The organism is Faecalibacterium sp. An122 (assembly GCF_002160895.1).
Lineage (GTDB): Bacteria > Bacillota > Clostridia > Oscillospirales > Ruminococcaceae > Faecalibacterium.
The window spans coordinates 25,840-48,359 of record NZ_NFLL01000019.1 but is presented as its reverse complement, the minus strand read 5'-3'; the positions used below and the strand labels follow the sequence as shown (position 1 = coordinate 48,359).

The window sequence follows — 22,520 nt, the reverse complement described above, 5'->3', positions numbered from 1 at the left end:
TATAGGCACACAAAGGAAAGGACCTTCCTTTGAACCTGTTTTGGGTCTCTATCTTTTTACACCATTAAGGAGGAAAAATTCATTATGAAACTCAAGAAGATTGTTTCTCTGGCACTGGCTGGCATCCTGGCAGTCAGCATGCTGACTGCTTGCGATAGCAAGGGTAGCTCTTCTTCCGAACCCACCGAGCCTGTCGATACCTCGATTGCATCTGTTCTGAACGAGGAGCAGGACAAAGATAACAAGGTAAAAGTTAATTTTGTCTATGACGCTGCTCTGGAGAAGAATGTTCAGACTGCTTTGCTGGCAAGTGGCAAGGGTGCCGACAAGACTGTTGTAGCCGATACTCTGGAAAACATTTTGGATCCGGATGCTGCTGTTAGCACTGTTCCTGAGCTGTATGGCGACAAAAATAATAACACCAATCCCAAGCAGGGCACTCAGACTCTGGTGTTCGTCGAGAAAAATGAAGACAATAAGACTGACACCCAGCTTATGAAGAACATTGCAGCCCAGCTCGGCAAGTGCGCTACCCTGATCGCTGAAGAAACTGTAAACAACATTGATTACAGCTACAGCTATACTGGTAAGGTTGCTATGGTTAAGGCTGAGAATGATAATGGCACGGTTGATCGTTATGTTGCTGTTATTATGACTTGCGAGACCACTGGTGTTCTGCACAAGGACTAATCTATTTACTTATAACAAATACAGAGCACCATACTGTATTTGATGTAAGGAATCTCGGGCAAGAGACCGCCTGAGATTCGGGTAATAACCCATCCGATGTGGCGACAAAGGGGAATAATTAACCACTATTCCTTCTGTTGTTGATCGCACCAAAACAAAAGAACTTTTGCGTCACGAAAGATAGGGTCCCTCTGCGAGGGCCGGCTCTCACGAGCTGGCCCTCGCATTGTTTGTTATACGGGAAATACCCGGTATAGAGAATGTACTCTATGTTTCAGCCCTTGGGGGGCGGCGGCGCAGCCGCGGGGGAAGAGAAAATCCCCGTTCCTGTGAAAAGGAGCGGGGAGTTATGATTTTATAGAGCTTTTCTGTGGGTCAGAAAACCAGGTTTTGAGATAGTTTGCATCGTATCGTGCCGCAGGCACAAACGTAGAGAGCGAGCCGGAGCGGAACGGCCCCGCGGAAGTGTCGGAGACCCGGAAACTGTATGGTACCCAGTAAAGTTTTTTGCTAAGCTTTTTTTCAAAAAAGCGAAGAAAGCCGGGCTGTACAAGGGGGGGATAATCGTGTATAATCGGGGCAATGTGAACATTGTGGAGGAGAAACGATGAAGTATCCTTATTGGATTTTTGATATGGACGGCACATTGACCGACAGTATGCCGATTTGGTCCGAGGTGCCCTATGAACTGGTGCGTGGATTCGGCAAGACGCCGGCTCCCGACCTGGGCCGGATTCTGCTGCCCATGAGCGCCTTTGAAACGGCACAGTATCTCATCGCCACCTATGACCTGCCGCTGACCATCGACAGCTATACCCGGGCGGCGGTGGATGCGGTGGACCGGCTGTACCGGACCGTCAGCCTCAAGCCGGGCGTGGAGGAAATGCTGGCCCGGCTGGATGAATCCGGCGCGAAACTGTGCGTCTGCTCGGCCACCTGGCAGTTTATGGTGGAACGGGTGCTGGGCCGGCTGGGTGTGCTGGACCGGTTTCAGTTTGTTCTGTCGGCCCAGGAAGGAAACACCAAGCATGAACCCCGGGTGTTCTATCAGGCGCTGGAACGGCTGGGCGGGCAGGACCCCGCCCAGTGCGTGGTCTGCGAGGATGCGCTGTACGCCGCCCGCACCGCCCACGATGCAGGGTTCCATGTGATTGGGGTGGCCGATGCGGCCAGCCAGCCCGACGAGGCCGCCATCCGGGCCCTGAGCGAGCAGTTCCTGACCGGATGGGACCAGCTGGACTGGTCCCGGCTGTAAGGGCTCAGCGGTCCGGCATTTTGCTGCGCCAGGCCAGCAGGGCCTGACGGACCCGTTCCGCCCGTCCCTGGGGCACCGGCAGCCGGGCCCCCGAGGCCACCTGTACCTCGCCGGGGGTCAGCAGCCGGACTTCGGCCAGGTTCACCAGATAAGACCGGTGGGTCTGGACAAAACGCCCGTCCGCCAGCAGCGGGGTGGCCAGCTGAAGAAAGGGCACCCGCTGGGACAGCGATGCCACCGACTCGCCGCTGGTTAGGTGAAAATGAACGACGTGCTGGGTACACTCAATGTATTCGATCTGGGCAAAGGGCAGCACCCGCAGCCCGGCCGCGGTGGGAAGGGTCAGGGCGGGGCCGTATTCCGGCTCCACCGCCCGGTTCAGCAGGGCCGAGATGGCCTCATACCGCACCGGGCACAGGAGATACTGCATGGCGTCGGCGCGATAGGCATAATAGGCCCAGGCCGGCGTCCGGGCGGCAAAGGCCAGCGGCGTGTGCCGTCCCCGGCGCCGCAGCTCCATGGCGGCGCTGAGCCCGGCGGGCAGGGTCCCGCCCGGCTGGCCGCTCAGCTCGATCAGGTACAGCTGATACCGGGCCTTCTCGGCGTCCCGGGCCAGCAGGGCCTCGGGACTGTCCAGAGGCTCCACCAGGCAGGCGTCGGCCCGCCGCGCAAAATAATCCTCACAGTGCCTTTGAAGGGCGGTCCGCAGGGACGGGTCCTCTGCGCAGACTGCGATATGAAAAATCATGAAATGACCTCCTGACACCGAAAGGTGCAGACGCAACAGATGAAAACAGAAAGGTTGGTTAACTGGGATGTCACAACAGGACAAGCCGCTGGTCAGTATCATTCTGCCGGTGTACAATGCGAAAAATCATATTGCCCGCTGCATTGAGAGCATTCGGGCCCAGACCTACCAGAATATCCAGATCATCGTCCTGAACGACGGGTCCAAGGATATCAGCCTGCCGGTCTGTGAGATGTACCGGAAGGTGGACCCCCGGATTCTGCTGGTGGACAAGGACAATTCCGGCGTGTCCGACACCCGGAATCTGGGCCTGCGGCTGGCGCAGGGCAAGTATATCCAGTTTGTGGACAGCGACGACTATATGGACCCCGACTACACCGAACATCTGGTCTGTGCCGCCGAGGAACAGGACGCCGACCTGGTCATTGCACCCTACAAAATGGTGATCCCCCGGGAAATGGCCTCAGGCCGCCTGCAGGAAAAACTGGCGGCCCTGCTGCCGGGAGAGGACCCCGCCCCGGACCAGGACGAGGAACCGGAAATCCGGGTCTACAACTTCCTGCCCAAGGGACTGCTGGACACCGAGGGCTTTGCCCTTCACCTGATGGACAAGCCCGCCTCCTACTATTACAGCGTCCTGTGGAACAAGCTGTACCGCAGCGATATCCTGGCGAACCACGAGATTTTCTTTGCCAGCCAGGTGCACTGGGCCGAAGATCTGCTGTTCAACCTGCAGTATATCCAGTATGCCCGCCGGTTTTATGCCATCGACCAGCCCGGCTACTACTACGTCCAGAACCCCCAGAGCATCATTCACACCCAGATCAGCCCGGCGGCCATCGTCAAGATGAAAACCACCGTCTTTCCCTATTACAAAGCCCTGTATGAAAAGCTGGGCCTGTACGAGGAGAACAAGGCCGCCATCCGGCGGTATCTGGTGGACATCTCGGAGAGCAGCCTGCCCAGCGGGCCGCTGGAAAATGTGGTGTCGGAGGCCATGGAAAAGTGGGATACCCTGACCACCGAGGCCGCCAACGCACTGGGCGCTGCTTCGGCCCAAAAGCGGCAGTCCGGTTCGTCGGAATCCTGACCGCAGCCCTTTGCCTTTGGACGAAAAGTGCCTCCCATCCAGCTCAGCCAGGATGGGAGGCTTTTTTGTTTGGGATGAATTCAGGAAACCGCAGGGCGGCTCAGGCGCCGATGGCGGCGCACTTGCGGGCCAGCCAATCCCGCTCCTCGTCGTTCAGGCGGGGAGCCAGCTGCTCAAAGACGCGGCGGTGATAAGCGTTCAGCCAGTCCAGCTGATCCTTGGTCAGGACGCCGGGAACAATGGGGGAGGTGGCGATGGGTACCCAGGTCAGGGGCTCAAAGCAGAGGAACCGGCCGTACTGGTTGGTCTCCTTGTGGAGGCATTCCAGCTCGTTCTCGATGCGGATGCCCAGACGGCCGCCCTCGTAGACGCCCGGCTCGTCGGTGATGACCATGCCCGGCTCAAAGACCACCTGGTTGCGGCCGTTGAGGCTGTGGGGGCCTTCGTGGACGTTGCCCACAAAGCTGACGCTGTGGCCGGTGCCGCAGCGGTAGTTGATCAGGTGCTGCCACAGGGGTTCCCGGGCGATGGTGTCCAGCATCTGGCCGGTGCAGTAGTCCAGCCAGACCGCCTTGGCGATGTCGATGTGGCTCTGGACCGTCCAGGTGTAGCACAGACGCTCCTCCTCGGTCAGGGGGCCCAGGGGATAGGTGCGGGTGATGTCGGTGGTGCCGTCCATGTAGGTGCCGCCGCAGTCCACCAGCAGGAAGCCCTTCCGCTCCAGAACGGCGTGGTCGGCCTCGGTGGCATGGTAGTGCATCATGGCGGCGTTGGCGCCGTAGGCGGCGATGGTATGGAAGCTCTCCACCAGGAACTTGTCCTGGGCGCTGCGGTACTTGTGGAGGATTTCGTCCACCGTCAGCTCGGTGAGGGTCTCACCGGCCTCCAGCCGCTCCTCCAGCTCCTTCTGGAACCGCACCATGGCCACGGCGTCCCGGATGTGGCACTCCCGGGTGTGGGCCAGCTCGGTCTCGTTCTTGATGCCCTTCATGGGCAGCAGGGGATCGGCCAGGGCCTTGACGGTCAGGGCGGGGTTGGCCTCCAGGGCGCTGTACACCGCAAAGTTCACCGAATCCGGGTCGGCCAGAACGGTCTGGGCCTCGCCGTACCCGTTCAGGAAGGGCAGAATCTCGTCGTAGCCTGCCAGCCGGACGCCGTCGGCGGCCAGGGCCTCTTTGGCCTCGGAGGCCAGACGGTCGGTGTTGATGAACAGGACGGCGTCGTTCTGGGTCACAAAGCAATAGGCCATGGCATAGGGGGTGCACTCAATGTCCATGGCGCGCAGGTTCAGCAGCCAGGCCAGATTGTCCAGCTTGCCCACCATCTGGGCGGTGCAGCCCAGCTCGGTCAGCTTGGCCCGCAGACGGGCCAGCTTTTCGGCGGGGGTGGCGCCGGCGTACTCGGCGGGCAGCAGCCAGGCCGGGGTGGCGGGCAGGGCGGGACGGCCCTCGGTCCACAGCTGGTCCTCCAGATTGTAGGTGCGGACCTCCACACCCTTGGGGTCCAGCACCTTCTGCAGGCTGCGCACCAGCCGGCAGGAGGCGGTGAGGCCGCACAGGCCCAGCACCTGGCCCTCGGTCAGGGCGTCGGCGCAGTAGGCTTCCACGGTGGGAACACCCGGCTCGCCCATCCGCATCAGCTGGATTTCGGTGCCGGCCAGCTCCTTTTCGGCCTGGACGAAGAACCGGCCGTCCGCCCACAGGGCGCTGGCGGTCAGGGTCACCACCAGGGTGGAGTTCTCCCCGGTGAAGCCGGAGAAATACTCCCGGCTGTTGTAGTGGGTGGGCAGATACTCGCTGGAATGGGGGTCGCCGGTGGGAATCAGATAAGCCTGGCAGCCCACTTCGCGCATGGCGCTGCGCAGGGCGGCCAGCCGTTCGCTGACAGTAGACATAAAGTAAGCCCTTCTTTCTAAATATGAGAATCCGGCCGGGACCATGGCCCGGCCCTGTTGGTTTGCGCTTGCCTCCCTATTGTAGCATCCTGGCGGACAGAATGCAAACCCTTTGGACGGTCTCAAAAAATTTACAAAAAATTCCTCAAATCGCCGTTTCGGCCATTGACAGGTTTGTTATAATAAAGGTGTATGAAGTTCACGGAGGCACACAGGGAGTGACAGGCCGCGGCCGCCGCCCGGCTCGGGCAAAAAGTCCGCCTGCCGCCTTTGGCTTTGGCAGAGGGACGGGCGGTCTGCGCCCGCCCTTTCCGCCCGGAAAAGGCCCTGAACCCCCTCCGATGTCCCAAACGATTTTTGTGTGAGAAGAAAACGAGGCAATAAACATCATGGCAACCAAGATTGATATTTTTTCCGGCTTCCTGGGCGCAGGCAAGACGACCCTGATCAAGAAGCTGATTCGTGAGTCCTTCCAGGGCCAGCAGGTGGTGCTGATCGAGAATGAGTTCGGCGAGATCGGCATCGACGGCGGTTTCCTGCAGGAGTCGGGCATCAAGATCAACGAGCTGAACGCCGGTTGCATCTGCTGCTCCCTGGTGGGCGACTTCCGCGAGGCCCTGTGCAAGGTGGTGGAGCAGTACCACCCCGACCGCATCGTCATCGAGCCCTCGGGCGTGGGCAAGCTGTCCGACGTGACCCGTGCCGTGGAGGCTGTGGCCGAGCATCTGGACGTGGAGCTGTCCAGCTTTGTGACGGTGGCCGACGTCAACAAGGTCAAGCTGTATATGAAGAACTTCGGTGAGTTCTACAACGACCAGGTGTCCAACGCCAGCTGCATCCTGCTGAGCCGCACCGGCACCGCCGACCCCGACAAGGTGGCCGCCGCCGTGGCCATGCTGCGGGAGAAGAACCCCACCGCCACCATCGTCACCACCCCCTGGGACGACCTGACCGGCGACCAGATCCTCAAGGCCATGTCCGAGAAGGACGACTTTGTGGCCCAGCTGCTGGCCATGGCTGCCGAGGCCAACGCCGCCCATGCCGATGAGGACGAGGACGAGCACCACCATCACCACCACTACGATGAGAACGGCGTCTGCAGCTGCGGCCATCATCACCACGACGGCGAGGACGATGACGACGAGGACGAGCACGAGCATCATCACCATCACCACGACGGCGAGGACGATGACGACGAGCACGAGCATCATCACCATCATCACGACCACGAGGATGAGGACCACGACCACTGCTGCTGCCATGACCACGATCATGAGCACGAGCATGAGGAAGATGAGGAGCACGATCACTGCTGCCATCACGACCATGACCATGACCACGAGGAGCATGAGCATCACCACCACGAGGACGGCACCTGCAGCTGCGGCCACCACCATCACCACCACGGCCATGACGCCGACGAGGTCTTTACCAGCTGGGGCGTCGAGACGGCCCGCACCTATTCCCGTGCGGCCATCGAGCAGGCTCTGGACGAGCTGGAGAGCGGCAAGTACGGCATGATCCTCCGCTCCAAGGGCATCGTCAACGGCGGCGCCGACGGCTGGCTGGAGTTCGATTACGTCCCCGGCGAGCGGGAGATCCGCAGCCGCAGCGCCGACGTGGGCGGCAAGCTGGTGGTCATCGGTTCCAAGCTGGACGAGAAGGGGATTGCAGCCCTGTTCGGCTGCTGAGCGCCTGCCGCCCGGCGGCATGACCCCTGTTTGACCCATCACCAAAAGGAGTATTGTTTCGTTTATGGCAAAGGAAATTCCCGTCTACCTGTTTGTGGGCTTCCTGGAGAGCGGCAAGACCAAATTCATTCAGGAGACGTTTGAGGACCCCAACTTTGATTCGGGGGACAAGACCCTGCTGCTGGTCTGCGAGGAAGGCGAAGAGGAGTACAAGCCCGAAAAATTCGCTTTCCCCGGCACCAGCATCCGCGTTCTGGAGGACAAGTCCGAGCTGAACGCCCAGAACCTGGCCAACCTGGCCAAAGAGACCGACGCAGGCCGGGTGGTCATCGAGTACAACGGCATGTGGCTGCTGCAGGACCTGGCCGACGCCCTGCCCAATGACTGGCTGATCTATCAGGTCATCGCCACCGCCGACGGCACCACCGCCCTGACCTACGCCCGGGACAATGCCATGCGGAGCCTGATGCTGGACAAGATCGCCCGCAGCGAGCTGATTGTCTTTAACCGGGCCGAAAAGGTCAACACCGACGAGGCCCGCCAGGAGCTGCACCGTCTGGTGCGCCAGGCTTCCCGCCGGTGCGACATCGCCTATGAGTTCGCCGACGGCAGCGTGGCCTACGACGACATCCCCGACCCGCTGCCCTTCGACATCGAGGCGCCGATCATCGAGATCGGGGACGACGACTTCGGCATCTGGTATATGGACTGCCAGGAGGACCCCCAGAAGTACGTGGGCAAGACCGTCCGCTTCCTGGCCCAGGTCTGCCAGACCAACCGGGCCGGCAAAAACAGCTTTGTGCCCGGCCGTTTCGCCATGACCTGCTGCGTGCAGGACATCCAGTTTGTGGGCTTCCCCTGCAGCTACGACGGCTACAAGGCCCTGGAACAGCGCAGCTGGGTCACCGTCACCGCCCGGGTGAGCTATAAGTTCCACAACATCTACCGGGGCAAGGGCCCCGTTCTCAGTGCCACCTCGGTGGAGCCGGCCCACAAGCCCCTCAACGACGTGGTCGCCTTCTCCTGACGGCATCTGCCCCGCAGCCGCGCTGCCGGCGTTTTGCAGATCCGCTGCGGCTTGATGCCGCAGGCTGGGGACAAGTCCTGTTTGCCGGCCGGACGGCCGGTCAACGATAAAGGTCGGGGGGCCGGGCCCCCAAGACCGCATGCCAATGCATAGGAGGGTTTGCAAATGAGAGCTTTGTTTCAACTGTTGGGCGCGGTGACCGCTGTGGCCGCTGCGGGCCTGGGCGCCGCCGTCCTGGCCAAGAAAATGGGCAAAAAGTTCCCCGTCCAGGTGACGGTGGACCTGGCGGAGGACGCCGAGACCGACAAGGAAACCGCTGACAAGACCGCCGCAGCCTATGAGGCAGGGGTGGCCGCCGGCAAGGCCCACGCCGAGGCCATCCGCAAGGCCGCCGAGGCAGAGATCGAAACCGCCGCCCAAGAACCGGCCGCGGAGGCCGAAGCGGAGCCGGCTGAGCCCGCTGCAGACGAGGCCGAGGAGAAAGACGCACAATGAGCCATGGGGCGCACCGGGAAACCGGTGCGCCCCTTTTTGGTTTGACAGCTGTGCAAATCGCCCGGAAACCGCCCCGGAAACCCGGCGGAAAGCTGGTACATTGCTACTTTACAATGATAGTGTAGTAAAGTATAATAGACCCATATCCACCCAAGGTTATCCGGAAGAAAGGGAACTGCTGCCATGGAATTTGAACTTTCCCTCCTGCAGCCCAAGGAGCGGGCCTCCTTTGGACTGCGCGCCCTGTACGAAGCGGCGGGCTGCCGCAAGTACCATATGGGCCAGTTTGAAGAATACGCCCTGTACCAGGAGAACCAGACCTTTCTGGCCTCGCGGCAGGTCATCACCTTTACCGATTTGGACGGCCGCCTGCTGGCTCTGAAGCCGGACGTCACCCTCTCGATTGCCAAGAGCGCCCAGCCGGCGCCGGGGGAGACCAAACGGTTCTATTACAGTGAGAACGTCTACCGCCCCTCGGCGGAGAGCCATACCTTCAAGGAAATTGCCCAGATGGGCCTGGAATATATTGGTCAGGTGGGGCAGGCCGAGACCGGCGAGGCCGTGAGCCTGGCGGTCCGGTCCCTGGCCCTGCTGTCCGACGCCATGGGTTCGGCCTGGCAGCTGGAAGTGGGCCACATGGGCTATCTGTCGGGGCTGCTGGACGCCTTCAAGGTGCCCGAGAGCGCCCGGCAGGGGATTCTGGCCCGGCTGCGGGCCCGAAACAGCCATGAGCTGGCTGCCACCGCCCGGGCCGCCGGCCTGGAGGAAGAAGGGGCCAGGGCCCTGCAGGAATTGCTGACCCTCTGCGGCCCGGCCTCCCAGGTGCTGGAACGGGCCGCGGCCGCCTGCCGGAACCCGGCCATGGAGGAGGCGGTGGCCCAGCTGCGGGCCCTGGAAAGCCAGCTGGCCGCCGAGGGCCAGAGCCTCCAGATTGACCTGAGCCTCTCGGGGGAGATGGAGTATTACAACGGCCTGATTGTGCAGGGCTACCTGCGGGGAGCGCCCCGCCCGGTGCTGAAGGGCGGCCGGTACGACCTGCTGGCCCGGAAGTTCACCCCCGGGGTGGGGGCCATCGGCTTTGCGGTGTATCTGGATGAGCTGGATCGCCTCGCCGCCCCGCCGCCCCCGGTGCAGGAAACCGGCGAGGGCCTGCTGAATGTGGCCCTGCCCAAGGGCCGCCTGGGCGACAAGGTCTATAACCTGCTGGCCGCCGGCGGCTGCATCACCCCCGAGGACTACAACGCCTCCCGCAAGCTGGTGGTGGAGGACCGGGCCGCCGGGGTGCGGTGCTTCCTGGTGAAACCCAGCGACGTGGCCATCTATGTGGAACACGGCACCGCCGACATCGGCATTGTGGGCAAGGATATCCTGTCGGAGGCCGAGGCCGACGTCTATGAGCTGCTGGACACCGGGCTGGGAAAGTGCCGGATGTGCGTGGCCGCCCCGGCGGGCTATCGGGACGACCCCGGCCGTCCCATTCGGGTGGCCACCAAGTTCCCCCGGATCGCCAAGGAGTATTACGCCTCCCTGGGCCGGGATATCGAGATCATTAAGCTCAACGGCTCCATCGAGCTGGCCCCCATTCTGGGGCTGTCCGACGTGATTGTGGACATCGTGGAGACCGGCACCACCCTGCGGGAGAACGGGCTGGCGGTGGTGACCGAGTTCATGCCCATTTCGGCCCGGGTGATTGCCAATAAATCCAGCTATCAGTTCAAGCGCCGGTCGGCCGACCGGATGCTGGAACAGCTGCGCGGGGCCCTGGCCCGCCGCCAGAAGGAGGAAACAAGATGATTCAGCTGTACCGTCTGGAAGATTTGACCCCCGATCAGATCCTCAACCGGGACCTGCGGGCGGAAAAAGACGTGGAGGCGGTGGTGGAGGCCATCATCGCCGATGTGCGGGCCCGGGGGGACGATGCCCTGCGGGATTACGCCAAGAAGTTCGACGGGGCCGACCTGGACGCCCTGGAAGTGACCCCTGCCGAGATGGAGGAGGCCCTGGCCGCCGCCGACCCGGATTTTCTCCAGACGCTGCGGATGGCGGCGGCCAACATCGAGGCCTTTCACCGCCGCCAGCTCCACGATAACTTTGTGATGACCGAGCAGGATGGGGTCATTCTGGGCCAGAAGTACACCCCGGTGGAGCGGGCCGGCGTCTATGTGCCGGGGGGCACCGCCGCCTATCCCTCCACCGTCCTGATGGATGTGATTCCCGCCAAGGTGGCGGGAGTGCCCGAAATCGTCATGACCACCCCCGCCGGGAAGGACGGCAAGGTGAATCCGGCCATTCTGGCCGCCGCCAGCGTGGCGGGGGTCACCCGGATTTTCAAGACCGGCGGCGCCCAGGCGGTGGCGGCCCTGGCTTACGGTACCCAGAGCGTGCCGGCGGTGGATAAGATTGTGGGCCCCGGCAACGTCTATGTGGCCACCGCCAAGCGGATGGTCTACGGCAAGGTGGGCATCGACATGATCGCCGGCCCCAGTGAAATCCTGGTGCTGGCCGACGGCGGCTGCAATCCCGCCTGGGTGGCGGCCGACCTGCTGAGCCAGGCCGAACACGACAAGCTGGCCAGCCCGGTGCTGGTCACCGACAGCGAGGCCCTGGCCAAAGCGGTTCAGGCCGAGCTGGAAGTCCAGATCCCCCAGCTGCCCCGGGCGGCCATTGCCCGGGCCAGCGTGGACGACAACGGCAAGATCATCGTCTGCCAGGACCTGGGCAAGGCCATTGAGGTCTGCAACATCATCGCCCCCGAGCACCTGGAAGTCTGCGTGGAGGACCCCTTTGCGGTGCTGGGCAAGATCAAGAACGCCGGCAGCATCTTCCTGGGCCGGAACGTCCCCGAGGCGCTGGGCGACTACTTCGCCGGGCCCAACCACACCCTGCCCACCAGCGGCACCGCACGGTTTTCCAGCCCGCTGGGGGTGGACGACTTCGTCAAGCGGTCCAGCTTCATCTATTACACCCGGGAGGCCCTGGGGGCCGTCAAGGACCGGATCGCCGCCTTTGCGGAAAAAGAGGGCCTCCACGCCCACGCCCGCAGCGTGACCATCCGCTATGACCAAGAAGGGGGCGCGTCCCAGTGAGCCGTTATCTCAGCCCGACCCTGACCAGCCTGAAGCCGTACACCCCCGGGGAACAGCCGCAGGACCGGTCCTACATCAAACTGAACACCAACGAGAGCCCTTATCCCCCCGCCACGGCGGTGGTGGAGGCCATTCAGGCCGAGACCGGCCGGCTGCAGCTGTATCCCGACCCGGCCTGCACCGCCCTGCGCCAGGCCGCCGCCCGGTATTACGGCATCGACCCCGACGAGGTGATGGCGGGGAACGGCAGCGATGAAAACCTGTTCTTTGCCCTGCGGGCCTTCTGCGACGAGACCCACCCGCTGGCCCACGCCGATGTGACCTATGGCTGTTACGCCGTCTGGTGCGGGCTGCTCCACATCCCGGAGGACGTGATCCCGCTGGAAGAGGACTTCCGGCTGGACCCGGCCAAATATTATGGCCGGGGGGAGACCATCGTCATCGCCAACCCCAACGCCCCCACCGGCCTGGCCCTGCCGCCGGAGGAGATTGCCAAAATCGCCGCCGCCAACCCCGACAACGTGGTGATTGTGGACGAGGCCTATGTGGACTTTGGGGCCGAGAGCTGCGTGCCCCTCATCCACAGCTATGACAACCTGCTGGTGGTCCAGACCTTTTCCAAGTCCCGCCAGATGGCGGGGGCCCGGCTGGGTTTTGCCATGGGCTGCAAAGAGCTGATCGCCGACCTGGAACGGGTCCGCTCCAGCCTCAACCCCTACAACATCAACCGGATGACCCTGGCCGCCGGCATCGCGGCCCTGGAGAGCACCTGCTATTTCAATGAGACCCGCCAGCAGATCTGCGAGACCCGGGCCTGGGCCGCGGAACAGCTGGCCCGGCGGGGCTTTGAACGCACCGACAGCCGCACCAACTTCCTTTTCGCCCGCACCGACCGGATGGAGGGCGGTGCCCTGTATCAGGCGCTGAGGGACAAGGGAGTGCTGGTCCGCCACTTCAGCGGGCCCCGCACGTCGGACTGGCTGCGGATTACGGTGGGCACCCTGGAACAAATGGAAATCCTGATGGCCCGGCTGGACGAGATTCTGGGCGGGCCGTGAGAGGGCCTGCCGGCCCGTCAACACAACGAGGGAGGACGACACCATGCGGGAAGTACGAGTGGAACGCAACACCGCCGAGACCCAGATCGAGCTGACCCTGGATCTGGACGGGGCGGGGATTTATCAGGTGGACACCGGCTGCGGGTTTCTGAACCATATGCTGGAACTGTTCGCCCGGCACGGCCGGTTTGACCTGGTCCTCACCTGCCACGGGGACGTGGAGGTGGACTATCACCACACCGCCGAGGACATCGGCATCGCCCTGGGCCAGGCCTTCCGCAAGGGTCTGGGGGATATGCGGGGGATTCAGCGGTACGGCAGCTTCTATCTGCCCATGGACGAGGCTCTGGTCCTCTGCGCGGTGGACCTGTCGGGCCGGTGCACCCTGAACTGGTCGGTGACCTGCCCCACCGAGAAGGTGGGGGATTTTGACGTGGAGTGCGTCAAGGAGTTCTGGCTGGGCTTTGCCCGCAGCGTCCCCGCCACCCTCCACTTCGTCCAGTTCGCGGGCGAGAACAGCCACCACATTCTGGAGGCCTGCTACAAGGGAGCCGCCCGGGCTCTGGCGGCCGCCGTCCGGGTGGACCAGGCCCACCGGGATGAAATCCCCTCAACGAAAGGACTGCTGGTATGATTGCCGTGATTGATTACGGGGTGGGGAACCTGTTCAGCCTCCGTTCCAGCCTGAAAAGTCTGGGGCTGGAGGCGGTGGTCACCGCCGACCCCGCCGTGATTCGGGCCGCCGACCGGGTGATTCTGCCCGGGGTGGGGGCCTTTGGGGACGCCATGGAAAAGCTGACCGCCGCCGGCCTGGTGCCGGTGGTGAAGGCCGAGGCAGCCCGCAAACCCCTGCTGGGCATCTGTCTGGGAATGCAGCTTTTGTTTGACAAGAGCTATGAATATGGAGAGCATCCCGGCCTGGGCCTGGTGCCGGGGACGGTCTGCCCCCTGGAACCCGACCTGGCCGACCCGGCCCTCAAGGTGCCCCAGATCGGCTGGAACGCCCTCCACATCCTGCGGGACGACCCCCTGTTCCGGTATGTGAAGGAAGGGGAGTACGTCTACTACGTCCACAGCTACTACGCCAAGGACTGCGCCGCCAGCACCCTGGCGGTCAGCGATTATTCCATCCCGGTCACCGGGGTGGTGCGGTCGGGGCTGGTGTACGGCACCCAGTTCCACCCCGAAAAAAGCGGGGACACCGGCCTGCGGCTGCTGAAAGCCTTTGCCGGGCTGTGAGCCGGCAACCACAAAGGAGGGGACACCATGAAGATTTTTCCGGCCATTGACCTGCGGGGCGGCCAGGTGGTCCGCCTGACCCAGGGGGACTACGACCGCATGACGGTTTACGGGGCCGACCCCTGCGCCCAGGCCGAGGCATTCCGTCAGGCGGGGGCCAGCTGCCTCCACCTGGTGGATCTGGACGGCGCCAAGGACGGCGCCCCGGTGAATTTCGAGGCCATCCGGGCCATTGCGCAGCAGGGCGGCCTCTACATCGAGGTGGGGGGCGGCATCCGCACCCAGGAGCGGATCCAACAGTATCTGGAACTGGGTGTGGGCCGCTGCATTCTGGGCAGCGTGGCCGTCACCGACTTCGATTTCACCGCCCGGATGCTCCAAACCTATGGGGACCGGCTGGCGGTGGGGGTGGATATGAAGGACGGCCGGGTGGCCATCCACGGCTGGAAGGAAGTCAGCGACGTGGACGGCCTGGACTTCTGCCGCCGGCTGTATGAGGCGGGCTGCACCGCCGTCATCTGCACCGACATCGCCCGGGACGGCGCCATGCAGGGGACCAACCTGGACCTGTACCGGCGTCTGCGCCAGACTCTGCCCGGCCTGGCGGTGACCGCCAGCGGCGGCATCAGCCGGATGGAAGAGCTGGAAGCTTTGGACCAGATGGGAACGGCGGCGGCCATTCTGGGCAAAAGCCTTTATGCCGGAGCGCTGGACCTGGCCGCCTGTGTCCGCCGGTGCGAAAAGAAAGGATAAACGCCTATGATTACCAAGCGGATCATTCCCTGCCTGGACGTGCGCAACGGACGGGTGGTGAAGGGGGTCAACTTTGAGGGGATACGGGATGTGGCCGACCCGGTGGAGATGGCCCGGATGTACAACGCCGCCGGAGCCGACGAACTGGTGTTTTACGACATCACCGCCAGCTTTGAGGGCCGGGCCCTCTTTACCGACATTCTGACCCGGGTGGCCAGCGAGATTTTCATTCCCCTGACGGTGGGGGGCGGCATCAACACCCTGGAGGACTTTGACCGGGTGCTGAAATGCGGCGCCGACAAGGTGTCGGTGAACTCGGGAGCCCTGAAGGACCCCGGCCTTATCCCGGCGGCGGCGCAGCGGTACGGCAGCCAGTGCGTGGTGCTGTCCGCCGACGTCAAGCGGGTGGACGGACAGTTCCGGGTCTTTGCCAAGGGCGGCCGGGAGGATACCGGCCGGGATGCTCTGGAATGGATCGCCGAGTGCGCCGCCAACGGCGCGGGGGAGATCTGCCTCAACAGCATCGACACCGACGGGGTGCGGGGCGGCTTTGACCTGGAAATGCTGGATGCCGTCAGCGACCGGGTGAACGTGCCCATCATCGCCTCGGGGGGCGCCGGAAAAAAGGAAGATTTTTTGAAACTGTTCCGCCACAAGGGGATCGACGCCGGCCTGGCGGCCGGAATTTTCCACCAGAAACTGCTCACCATCCGGGAGCTGAAAGAATATCTTGCAAAAAATGGTGTGGAAATGCGCCTCTGACCCCTTGCATATCGGGCCGGAATACGATAAACTGTTAATGGCCCATTTACGGGCAGGAGAGAGTATGGAACTGAAATTTGACAGCCAGGGCCTGATCCCGGCCATCGTGCAGGATCACTACACCAAAGAGGTGCTGACCCTGGCATACATGAATGCAGAAACCCTCGCGCTGACCATTGCGGAGGGGCGGACGGTGTTCTGGAGCCGCAGCCGCCAGGAGATCTGGCGGAAGGGGGAAACCAGCGGCAATGTGCAGCGGGTGGTGTCCATCACCGCCGACTGCGACGCCGACGCTCTGGTGGTGGAAGTGGTCAAGAGCGGCCCGGCCTGTCATACTGGCGCCGAGAGCTGCTTTTTCAACCCGGTCTATGTCAGCGATGAGCTCAAGCAGTTCAGCTGGCAGGGGCTGTATCAGTTGATCAAGGGCCGCAAGACCCACCCCCAGGAGGGCAGTTATACCACCTACCTGTTTGAAAAGGGCAAAGAAAAAATCCTCAAAAAGGTGGGCGAAGAGTGCACCGAGGTCATCATCGCCGGAGAAAAGGAAGACAAGGCTGAGACGGTCTATGAGATCAGCGACCTTGCCTATCATGTTCTGGTGCTGATGGTACAGGCCGGCATCACGGTGGAGGACATCACCCGTGAGCTGGAAAAACGACACGTCATTGACCATAAGGTCAAACAGGAAAGGATGCAGTGAGCAAGGCTATGGCAAACTTCATGAAATCCAGCGTCCACTGCCACTCGACGCTGTGCGACGGAAAAAATACCCTGCAGGAGATGGCCTCCGCCGCCTGCGCGCAGGGCCTGACAACGCTGGGCTTCACGGGGCACAGCCATACCCCCTGCGACCGGGAATATTGCATGAGCCCCCGCCGCACGGCCCAGTACAAGGCCACTATCGCAAAGCTGAAGGCAGAGTACAAGGGCAAGGTGGATATCCTCTGCGGTCTGGAGTGGGACCAGTTCTCGGACGACAAGCGCATCGGGTACGACTACTGGATCGGCAGCGTGCATTATCTCCACGGGGCCAACACCGACCGCTACTATGAGATCGATTTCCGCAAGCAGGACCTGCAGGCCTGCATTGATGCGGACTTCGGCGGGGACGGCCTGGCCGCCGCCGAGGCCTATTTCCGCTCGGTGGCCGAAGTGGCCGCCCAGAAGCCCGACATTCTGGGTCACATCGACCTGATCAAGAAGCTGAACCGGGACGGCGAATTCTTCGACGAGAACTGCGACCGCTACCGCGCCGCTGCTCTGGGCGCCCTGGAGGCAGCCCGTTCGGCCGGCTGTGTACTGGAAGTGAACACCGGCGGCGTCTTCCGCGGCTACCGGGATGATTTCTACCCCAGCGAGTGGATGCTCAAGGAGTGGAACCGGATGGGCGGCAAGGTCATCATCACCGCCGACGCCCACTCGGTGGACGGCCTGACCTACGGCTATGAGGAGGCCGCCCGCCAGATCAAGGCGGCAGGTTTCACCAGCGTGCAGGTTCTGACCGGCGCCGGCTTTGAGACCGAGGAAATCTGATCCAATTCAACAGACAACAAAACGCGGCTTCCGCCTATGTGGGAGCCGCCAAATGGTAGAAAATGTCCGGACTGGACGACATGCGCGTACAGTCCGGACACCTACAGGGAAATTTTATGGCAAATTGTGTGCGAGGCCAAGGGCTGAGTGCGCGGTTTGCCGTAAAATTTTGTCCCCTAGAGCGTGCCGCAGGGCACGCCCACGGCTTCCGCCTATGCGGGAGCCGTGTCTTGATGTCTGCACAAACAAACAGGAGGCGCAATGGATAAAACACAAACCCTGGGGCGATCCAGAGGCCGGCGGGTGGACCTGATTCACGGGCCCATCTTCCGCAATCTGCTGGTGTTCGCCATTCCCATTTTTATTTCCAACCTGTTCCAGCAGCTGTACAACGCCGCCGACACCATGATCGTGGGCAACATCCTGGGAGATACCTCCCTGGCGGCGGTGGGCGCCTGCGGGTCGATTTATGAGCTTCTGGTGGGCTTCGGCCTGGGCATCGGCAACGGCCTGGCCATCGTCACCGCCCGGGCCTACGGCGCAGAGGACTACAACAAGGTGAAAAAGACGGTGGCCGGCTCGCTGGTCATTGGTCTGGTGTTCTCGGCCCTCATCACCCTGGTGGGCCTGCTGTTCCTGCACCCCCTGCTGGTGGCGCTGGACACCCCGGCCGAGATCATCGAGGAGGCCTACAGTTACATCCGCCCCATCGCCCAGTATGTGGTGGTCATGTTCATGTACAACCTGTGCGCCGCCCTGCTGCGGGCGGTGGGCAACAGCGTGATGCCTCTGGTGTTCCTGATTTTCTCCTCCTGCCTCAACGTGGCTCTGGACTACTGGTTTGTGGCCGGGCTGGGAATGGGGGTCCGGGGCGCGGCCCTGGCCACCGTTCTGGCACAGGCCGTGTCGGTGGTGCTCTGCTTCGTCTACATCTACAAGTGGGCCAAACACCTGGTCCCCGGCCGGGAACACTTCTCCATTGAGAAGGGCCTCTACCGGGAACTGGTGACCCAGGGCCTGTCCATGGGCCTGATGAGCAGCATTGTGTCGGCGGGCTCGGTGATCCTTCAGTACGGCATCAATGGCCTGGGAACCCTGGTGATTGCCGGCCATACCGCCGCCCGCAAGCTGTTTACCATCACCGATATGCCGGTCATCGCCATGGCCACCGCCGGTTCCACCTTCGTCTCCCAGAACCGGGGCGCCGACAAGGCCGACCGCATCCGCAAGGGAATGCGGCAGATCTGGCTGTTTGGCCTGGGCACCGCCGTGGTCATGACCGTCCTGATGTGGCTGTGGGCCGGCGACCTGGTGGGTCTGATTTCGGGCTCCAGCGAGTCGGTGGTCCTGGAAAACGGCGCCCGCTACCTGCAGTGGACCGCGCCCTTCTATTCGGTGCTGGGTGTCCTGCTGGCCACCCGCTATGCCCTGCAGAGCCTGGGCCAGAAGATCCTGCCTCTGATTTCCAGCGGCATCGAGCTGGTGGGCAAGATTCTGTTCATGCTCTACTTCATCCCCCGGTTCGGCTACAATGCCGTGATCCTCTGCGAGCCGGTGATCTGGTGCTTTATGTGCGCGCAGCTGGTTTGGAGCTATTGGCATGACCCCTACATCCGGGGCAGCAGGGCAGACCGCGGCTGATCGCCGGTCACAAAAAGCAGTGCGCACCGGACGGACAAAATGGTCTGAAATCGTTGACAATCTGTGAAAAATGTGATATGATGTCCGCATAACTGGAGCGAACCGAGGCAAGATGCACAGTCTGCGCAGAATGGTTCCGCTCCGGGCCCGTCCGCCTGCGGCGTTCCGCACCGGCGGCCTCTGAAATGCTTATTACGGACCCTTGCTATATACCCCCGGCGGCTTGTCCGCCGGGGGCTTTGTTTTTTAAAATCGGTTGTATTTTTGTTGGTAGTGAAGTAAAGTTGTTGACAATATAACTTGAATATGGTACGTTTAAACTAATGGAGGAAATTTTTTCCAATCGTTCGGAAGGTGATTTTCCCTCCTGTCAACAGAAAGGAACGCTGCTATGAGACACAGACGATGGCTTTCGCTGCTTTTGACGGCGGTTCTGGCGGTTTGCCTGCTGAGCGGGTGCGGACTGGGAGCCCAAAGTGGACTCATCCATCTGAACAAGGATGTGATTCAGGATATTCTGCAGAAGGATGGGCTGAACATCACCGTGACCGAACAGGACGCCCTGAATCAGGCGGTGGAACAGGCGGCCCAGAACCTGGAGGGCGCCCAGCGCCCTGACCCGGAGCCTGCTGCCGTCCGCAGCCAGATTGCGCGGGAAATCGGAACGCCTCCCCTGATCTGCAGCGTGTATGACAGCTCCTATTGGCCCAACAGCCCCTGGGGAAACCCCAACCGCCACGAACAGACGGCGGCGTCTTTTGCCCAGCAGCTGTATCAAGAGGGCCACGGCAATGCCTACGCGGCGGCTGTAGCCTCGTTTACCACCCGGGACGGGGAAGAAATGCTGTTGTTTGTGATGACCAAGGGTTCGTGACAGGCTGCCCTGCCTGTTTGAAAGACTGTTTTACAAGATCCCGACAGAATGAAACGAGGTGTAACAAGTATGAAGATGAAAAAGTTTGTAGCGCTGGCTCTGGCCGCAGTGATGGCCGTCAGTGTGCTGACCGGCTGCGGAGGCAGCGGCGGTGTCAGCGGCTCGGTGAGCACCAGCCAGGTAAACAATCTGCTGGAAGATGTGGGCAGTGATATCACCGTGAGCAGCGACAGCACCCTGAATAATGCGGTGCGCAATGCGGCGCGTGAAATTGTTTCCACCGGTTCGATTAGTTCGTTTGACCGTAGTGTCCGCAATTCCATGGGCTGGACAGCACAGAGCATTGCCAGCAGCATTTTGAATCAGATCCTGGGCGGATTGGGCATTGTTGGTCCCAGTGTGACCTTTGGTCTGACCTCGGTGGTTGAGGAAAATCAGCTGAAAACCAATACAGGCGCTGGCGGCTTGGCTTCTTACATTGGGGCAAATAGCAGCAAAGTGACGGCTATGGCACCCATCAACACCCCTGAAAAATATGCAGCGACTCTGGTTCTGGCAGTGGATGGCACCCTGGGCCTGTTGTCGGATATCACTGATAACCACATTCGTATGACTTACAATGTGAGCGGCACAAAAGCAACTGCACCGGACGGCACGGTATATTGGGTTTTTGCCGCACAGATCAAGATGGCTTCCTAAAGTCTGATGCAACGATGCAGTCGCCCCCGGCCCAGCCGGGGGTTTTTCGCCTGAAAATCCGCAAATGAAACCGGGAGCGCGGGATGCTCCGGAAATGAGGTGTAAGGATGATGAAAGCAAAGAAATGGATGGCCCTGGCGCTGTCGGCTGTGATGGCAGTTGGTATGCTGACTGGATGCGGCGGCACAGGCAGCGCAGGACGCAGCTCGCTGAATACATCCAGCGTAAATAGTCTGATAAAAGAAGCAGACAGTAAAGTCCGTGTTTCCAGTGATGCAGAATTGAATGCTGCTATGGATGAAACCATTGCACTGATGGAACAGGGCGGTATGGGAAAAAATGGCGAGAGCCTCCACTCCTATCTGATTGGTGTCAGAAACTATAAGAGCGGCTCCAATCGAAAAGGGGCTTCCTTTGTGCTGACAGAGAGCGAGCTGGAAGCAGGAATCAGTGCAGACTGGATTGCTTCGGTTGTCAACACGCAGACAAATTATTCGGTCAGTACAACACAGGCAGGAGCGATTGCGCCCATCGATACCGCTGAAAAAGTTGCAGCGGTTGCGGTTTTGAGTGTGAGCGAACAGCTTGACCCGATTGTCGAACAAATCGGCGGCAAGTGCACCTACAACGTAAGCGGAAAGACCTTAAAAACAAAGGATGAAACGGTGTATTGGCTGATTTCCATTGAAATCGTGGTGGATAAACTCTGAGCTGAATCTGTGATCCAAAGCCCCGGCAAAATATGCCGGGGCTTTTTGATGGACACAAAAAGACCGCGGCTGCTGAGAGGGGAAAGCAGTCCGCGGTCCAGGTAAGGGCAATGTTACAGGGACGAATAGCCGAAGCTGTTCACCAGCGCGTCAATGGGCTGGCCCGCCTTGCACATGGGGCAGTCGCGGGACTCATAGCTGGTGTAGTCGGGCAGGTTGTTGGGGTCAAAGATGGAGTTGACCTGCATGCCCATGAACTCATGGGTGGTGGCAAAGATGGCCGACAGGCCCGCCACCTGGCCGCCGTAATACTCCACCGCTTCCATGGCGGCCTTGGCGGTGTAGCCGGTGGTGAGGGAGGCGGCCAGAATCAGCACGTGCTTGCCGCGCACCATGGGGATGATGTTGTCCCGCAGGATGATCTGGCTGCCGGTGGTGTACTCGGGGGTGATGATGTAGACGGTCTGATGGGCGTTCATGTTGCGGAAACCGTCTTTGGTCAGCTCGTTGGCCAGACAGGTGCCGATGACCTGGGTGCCGTCCAGACACAGAACCGTGTCCACGATGGTGGTGGTCTTGTACATATGGACCAGCTCCCGGGCGGCCTCGGCGGCCTCGGACAGGCGGGTCTTTTGCATGGTCACATCGATGTAATAGTTGATGTGGCTGTGGCTGGTGGCGAAGTGCCCTTTGGCGACGCGCAGGAACATCCGCTTGTTCTTGGTGGGCAGCTTGACCAGATTCATCATGTTTGAAATCCCTCCTGTCTGTTTTTTGCGCAGGGCCGGCCCCTGGGGCAGCCTGCAGACCTGTCTTACATATCCCTATTTTAGCGGGAAAAACTTTTGCACACAATACACAAAATTCACAAATTTTAGGAAAAAATTCAGGTTAATATACTGTCGGCGGCGGGCCCTTGACAGGGCATGGCAAACGTGCTATAGTCTAATGTACAAACCGATGAAGCGGAAGATGCGGCGACAGCATTCCCATCAGAGAGCCTGCGGCAGCTGAAAAGCAGGCGGGCCGATGCGCGCCGCTATGGGCCGCCGAGGGCGCGGGGGAAGGGCACAGGACCTGGGTATCCCGCGACGGCAGGGCGCACGTCAGCGCCGGGGATGTGTTGGCATCCCGTCAGAGGGTGCGGCCAGTGGGCCGCAAAGCAAGGTGGCACCGCGGATCCAATGTTGATTCGTCCTTGACAAGACCGGCAGGCCGGGCTTTGTCAGGGACTTTTTTGTTGGCCGGAATACCCCGGCCCCGGGTCCCCGGGAC

At 61.5% G+C, this 22,520-nt stretch carries 22 protein-coding genes; 19 read left to right on the top strand and 3 right to left on the bottom strand.

The window, feature by feature from the left end; translation table 11 throughout:
* Nucleotides 1-84: 84 nt before the first annotated feature.
* The gene (locus B5E67_RS11045) at nucleotides 85-690 is read left to right on the top strand and encodes a hypothetical protein (RefSeq protein WP_087385337.1); all 606 of its coding nucleotides are present in this window, start codon (nucleotides 85-87) and stop codon (nucleotides 688-690) included.
* Nucleotides 691-1,297: 607 nt separating this feature from the next.
* Nucleotides 1,298-1,945: an HAD family phosphatase gene (locus tag B5E67_RS11040; RefSeq protein ID WP_087248490.1), complete on the top strand. Its 648-nt coding sequence runs from the start codon at nucleotides 1,298-1,300 to the stop codon at nucleotides 1,943-1,945.
* 4 nt (nucleotides 1,946-1,949) lie between these two features.
* Here B5E67_RS11040 and B5E67_RS11035 read toward each other — a convergent pair whose 3' ends face one another.
* The gene (locus B5E67_RS11035; RefSeq protein WP_087385336.1) at nucleotides 1,950-2,693 is read right to left on the bottom strand and encodes a LytTR family transcriptional regulator DNA-binding domain-containing protein; all 744 of its coding nucleotides are present in this window, start codon (nucleotides 2,691-2,693) and stop codon (nucleotides 1,950-1,952) included.
* Between the two features lie 67 nt (nucleotides 2,694-2,760).
* On the opposite strand from B5E67_RS11035, the gene B5E67_RS11030 reads away from it, so the two are divergent.
* The gene (locus B5E67_RS11030; RefSeq protein WP_087385335.1) at nucleotides 2,761-3,783 is read left to right on the top strand and encodes a glycosyltransferase; all 1,023 of its coding nucleotides are present in this window, start codon (nucleotides 2,761-2,763) and stop codon (nucleotides 3,781-3,783) included.
* Between the two features lie 100 nt (nucleotides 3,784-3,883).
* Here the strand turns inward: B5E67_RS11030 and B5E67_RS11025 are convergent, their stop codons facing one another.
* Nucleotides 3,884-5,677: an aminopeptidase P family N-terminal domain-containing protein gene (locus B5E67_RS11025; RefSeq protein WP_087385334.1), complete on the bottom strand. Its 1,794-nt coding sequence runs from the start codon at nucleotides 5,675-5,677 to the stop codon at nucleotides 3,884-3,886.
* Between the two features lie 389 nt (nucleotides 5,678-6,066).
* Here B5E67_RS11025 and B5E67_RS11020 point away from each other — a divergent pair, with 389 nt between their 5' ends.
* From B5E67_RS11020 to B5E67_RS10945, 16 genes are all read left to right on the top strand, one after another.
* Nucleotides 6,067-7,368, top strand: coding sequence for a GTP-binding protein (locus B5E67_RS11020; RefSeq protein WP_087385333.1), 1,302 nt, complete (start codon nucleotides 6,067-6,069; stop codon nucleotides 7,366-7,368).
* Between the two features lie 64 nt (nucleotides 7,369-7,432).
* On the top strand, nucleotides 7,433-8,395 hold the full coding sequence (locus B5E67_RS11015) for an outer membrane insertion C- signal (RefSeq protein ID WP_087385332.1): 963 nt from the start codon (nucleotides 7,433-7,435) through the stop codon (nucleotides 8,393-8,395).
* A 165-nt stretch (nucleotides 8,396-8,560) separates the two neighbouring features.
* On the top strand, nucleotides 8,561-8,890 hold the full coding sequence (locus B5E67_RS11010) for a hypothetical protein (protein WP_087385331.1): 330 nt from the start codon (nucleotides 8,561-8,563) through the stop codon (nucleotides 8,888-8,890).
* Nucleotides 8,891-9,073: 183 nt separating this feature from the next.
* Nucleotides 9,074-10,684 (top strand): ATP phosphoribosyltransferase, encoded by a 1,611-nt coding sequence (hisG, locus tag B5E67_RS11005; protein WP_087385330.1) that lies wholly within the window; start codon nucleotides 9,074-9,076, stop codon nucleotides 10,682-10,684.
* Entirely contained in the window at nucleotides 10,681-11,976 is a 1,296-nt protein-coding gene (gene hisD / locus B5E67_RS11000; RefSeq protein WP_087385329.1) for a histidinol dehydrogenase, read from the top strand. The genes hisG and hisD overlap by 4 nt, the downstream gene beginning before the upstream one ends.
* Nucleotides 11,973-13,034, top strand: a complete 1,062-nt coding sequence (gene hisC, locus B5E67_RS10995) for a histidinol-phosphate transaminase (RefSeq protein ID WP_087385328.1) — start codon at nucleotides 11,973-11,975, stop codon at nucleotides 13,032-13,034. The genes hisD and hisC overlap by 4 nt, the downstream gene beginning before the upstream one ends.
* A gap of 43 nt (nucleotides 13,035-13,077) precedes the next feature.
* Complete coding sequence (hisB, locus tag B5E67_RS10990; protein ID WP_087248469.1) at nucleotides 13,078-13,668, top strand: imidazoleglycerol-phosphate dehydratase HisB; 591 nt, start codon at nucleotides 13,078-13,080, stop codon at nucleotides 13,666-13,668.
* A complete protein-coding gene (gene hisH / locus B5E67_RS10985; RefSeq protein ID WP_087248467.1) occupies nucleotides 13,665-14,273 on the top strand; it encodes an imidazole glycerol phosphate synthase subunit HisH in 609 nt (202 codons plus the stop codon). The genes hisB and hisH overlap by 4 nt, the downstream gene beginning before the upstream one ends.
* Before the next feature lie 27 nt (nucleotides 14,274-14,300).
* Nucleotides 14,301-15,026, top strand: coding sequence for a 1-(5-phosphoribosyl)-5-[(5-phosphoribosylamino)methylideneamino]imidazole-4-carboxamide isomerase (gene hisA / locus B5E67_RS10980; RefSeq protein ID WP_087385327.1), 726 nt, complete (start codon nucleotides 14,301-14,303; stop codon nucleotides 15,024-15,026).
* Between the two features lie 6 nt (nucleotides 15,027-15,032).
* Nucleotides 15,033-15,788 carry an imidazole glycerol phosphate synthase subunit HisF gene (gene hisF / locus B5E67_RS10975; protein WP_087385326.1) on the top strand — a complete coding sequence of 252 codons (756 nt, stop codon included), beginning with the start codon at nucleotides 15,033-15,035 and terminating at the stop codon, nucleotides 15,786-15,788.
* 64 nt (nucleotides 15,789-15,852) lie between these two features.
* Nucleotides 15,853-16,488 carry a bifunctional phosphoribosyl-AMP cyclohydrolase/phosphoribosyl-ATP diphosphatase HisIE gene (gene hisIE, locus B5E67_RS10970; protein WP_087248461.1) on the top strand — a complete coding sequence of 212 codons (636 nt, stop codon included), beginning with the start codon at nucleotides 15,853-15,855 and terminating at the stop codon, nucleotides 16,486-16,488.
* Nucleotides 16,489-16,496: 8 nt separating this feature from the next.
* Entirely contained in the window at nucleotides 16,497-17,321 is an 825-nt protein-coding gene (locus tag B5E67_RS10965; protein ID WP_087385340.1) for a histidinol-phosphatase, read from the top strand.
* 261 nt (nucleotides 17,322-17,582) lie between these two features.
* Entirely contained in the window at nucleotides 17,583-18,962 is a 1,380-nt protein-coding gene (locus tag B5E67_RS10960; RefSeq protein ID WP_087385325.1) for an MATE family efflux transporter, read from the top strand.
* A gap of 391 nt (nucleotides 18,963-19,353) precedes the next feature.
* On the top strand, nucleotides 19,354-19,836 hold the full coding sequence (locus B5E67_RS10955) for a hypothetical protein (RefSeq protein ID WP_143405418.1): 483 nt from the start codon (nucleotides 19,354-19,356) through the stop codon (nucleotides 19,834-19,836).
* A 69-nt stretch (nucleotides 19,837-19,905) separates the two neighbouring features.
* Entirely contained in the window at nucleotides 19,906-20,535 is a 630-nt protein-coding gene (locus B5E67_RS10950; RefSeq protein ID WP_087385323.1) for a hypothetical protein, read from the top strand.
* 107 nt (nucleotides 20,536-20,642) lie between these two features.
* Nucleotides 20,643-21,245, top strand: a complete 603-nt coding sequence (locus B5E67_RS10945; RefSeq protein ID WP_087385322.1) for a hypothetical protein — start codon at nucleotides 20,643-20,645, stop codon at nucleotides 21,243-21,245.
* A gap of 113 nt (nucleotides 21,246-21,358) precedes the next feature.
* On the opposite strand, the gene B5E67_RS10940 is transcribed toward B5E67_RS10945, so the two are convergent.
* Nucleotides 21,359-21,994, bottom strand: coding sequence for a phosphoribosyltransferase (locus tag B5E67_RS10940; RefSeq protein ID WP_087248451.1), 636 nt, complete (start codon nucleotides 21,992-21,994; stop codon nucleotides 21,359-21,361).
* Nucleotides 21,995-22,520 lie beyond the last annotated feature (526 nt).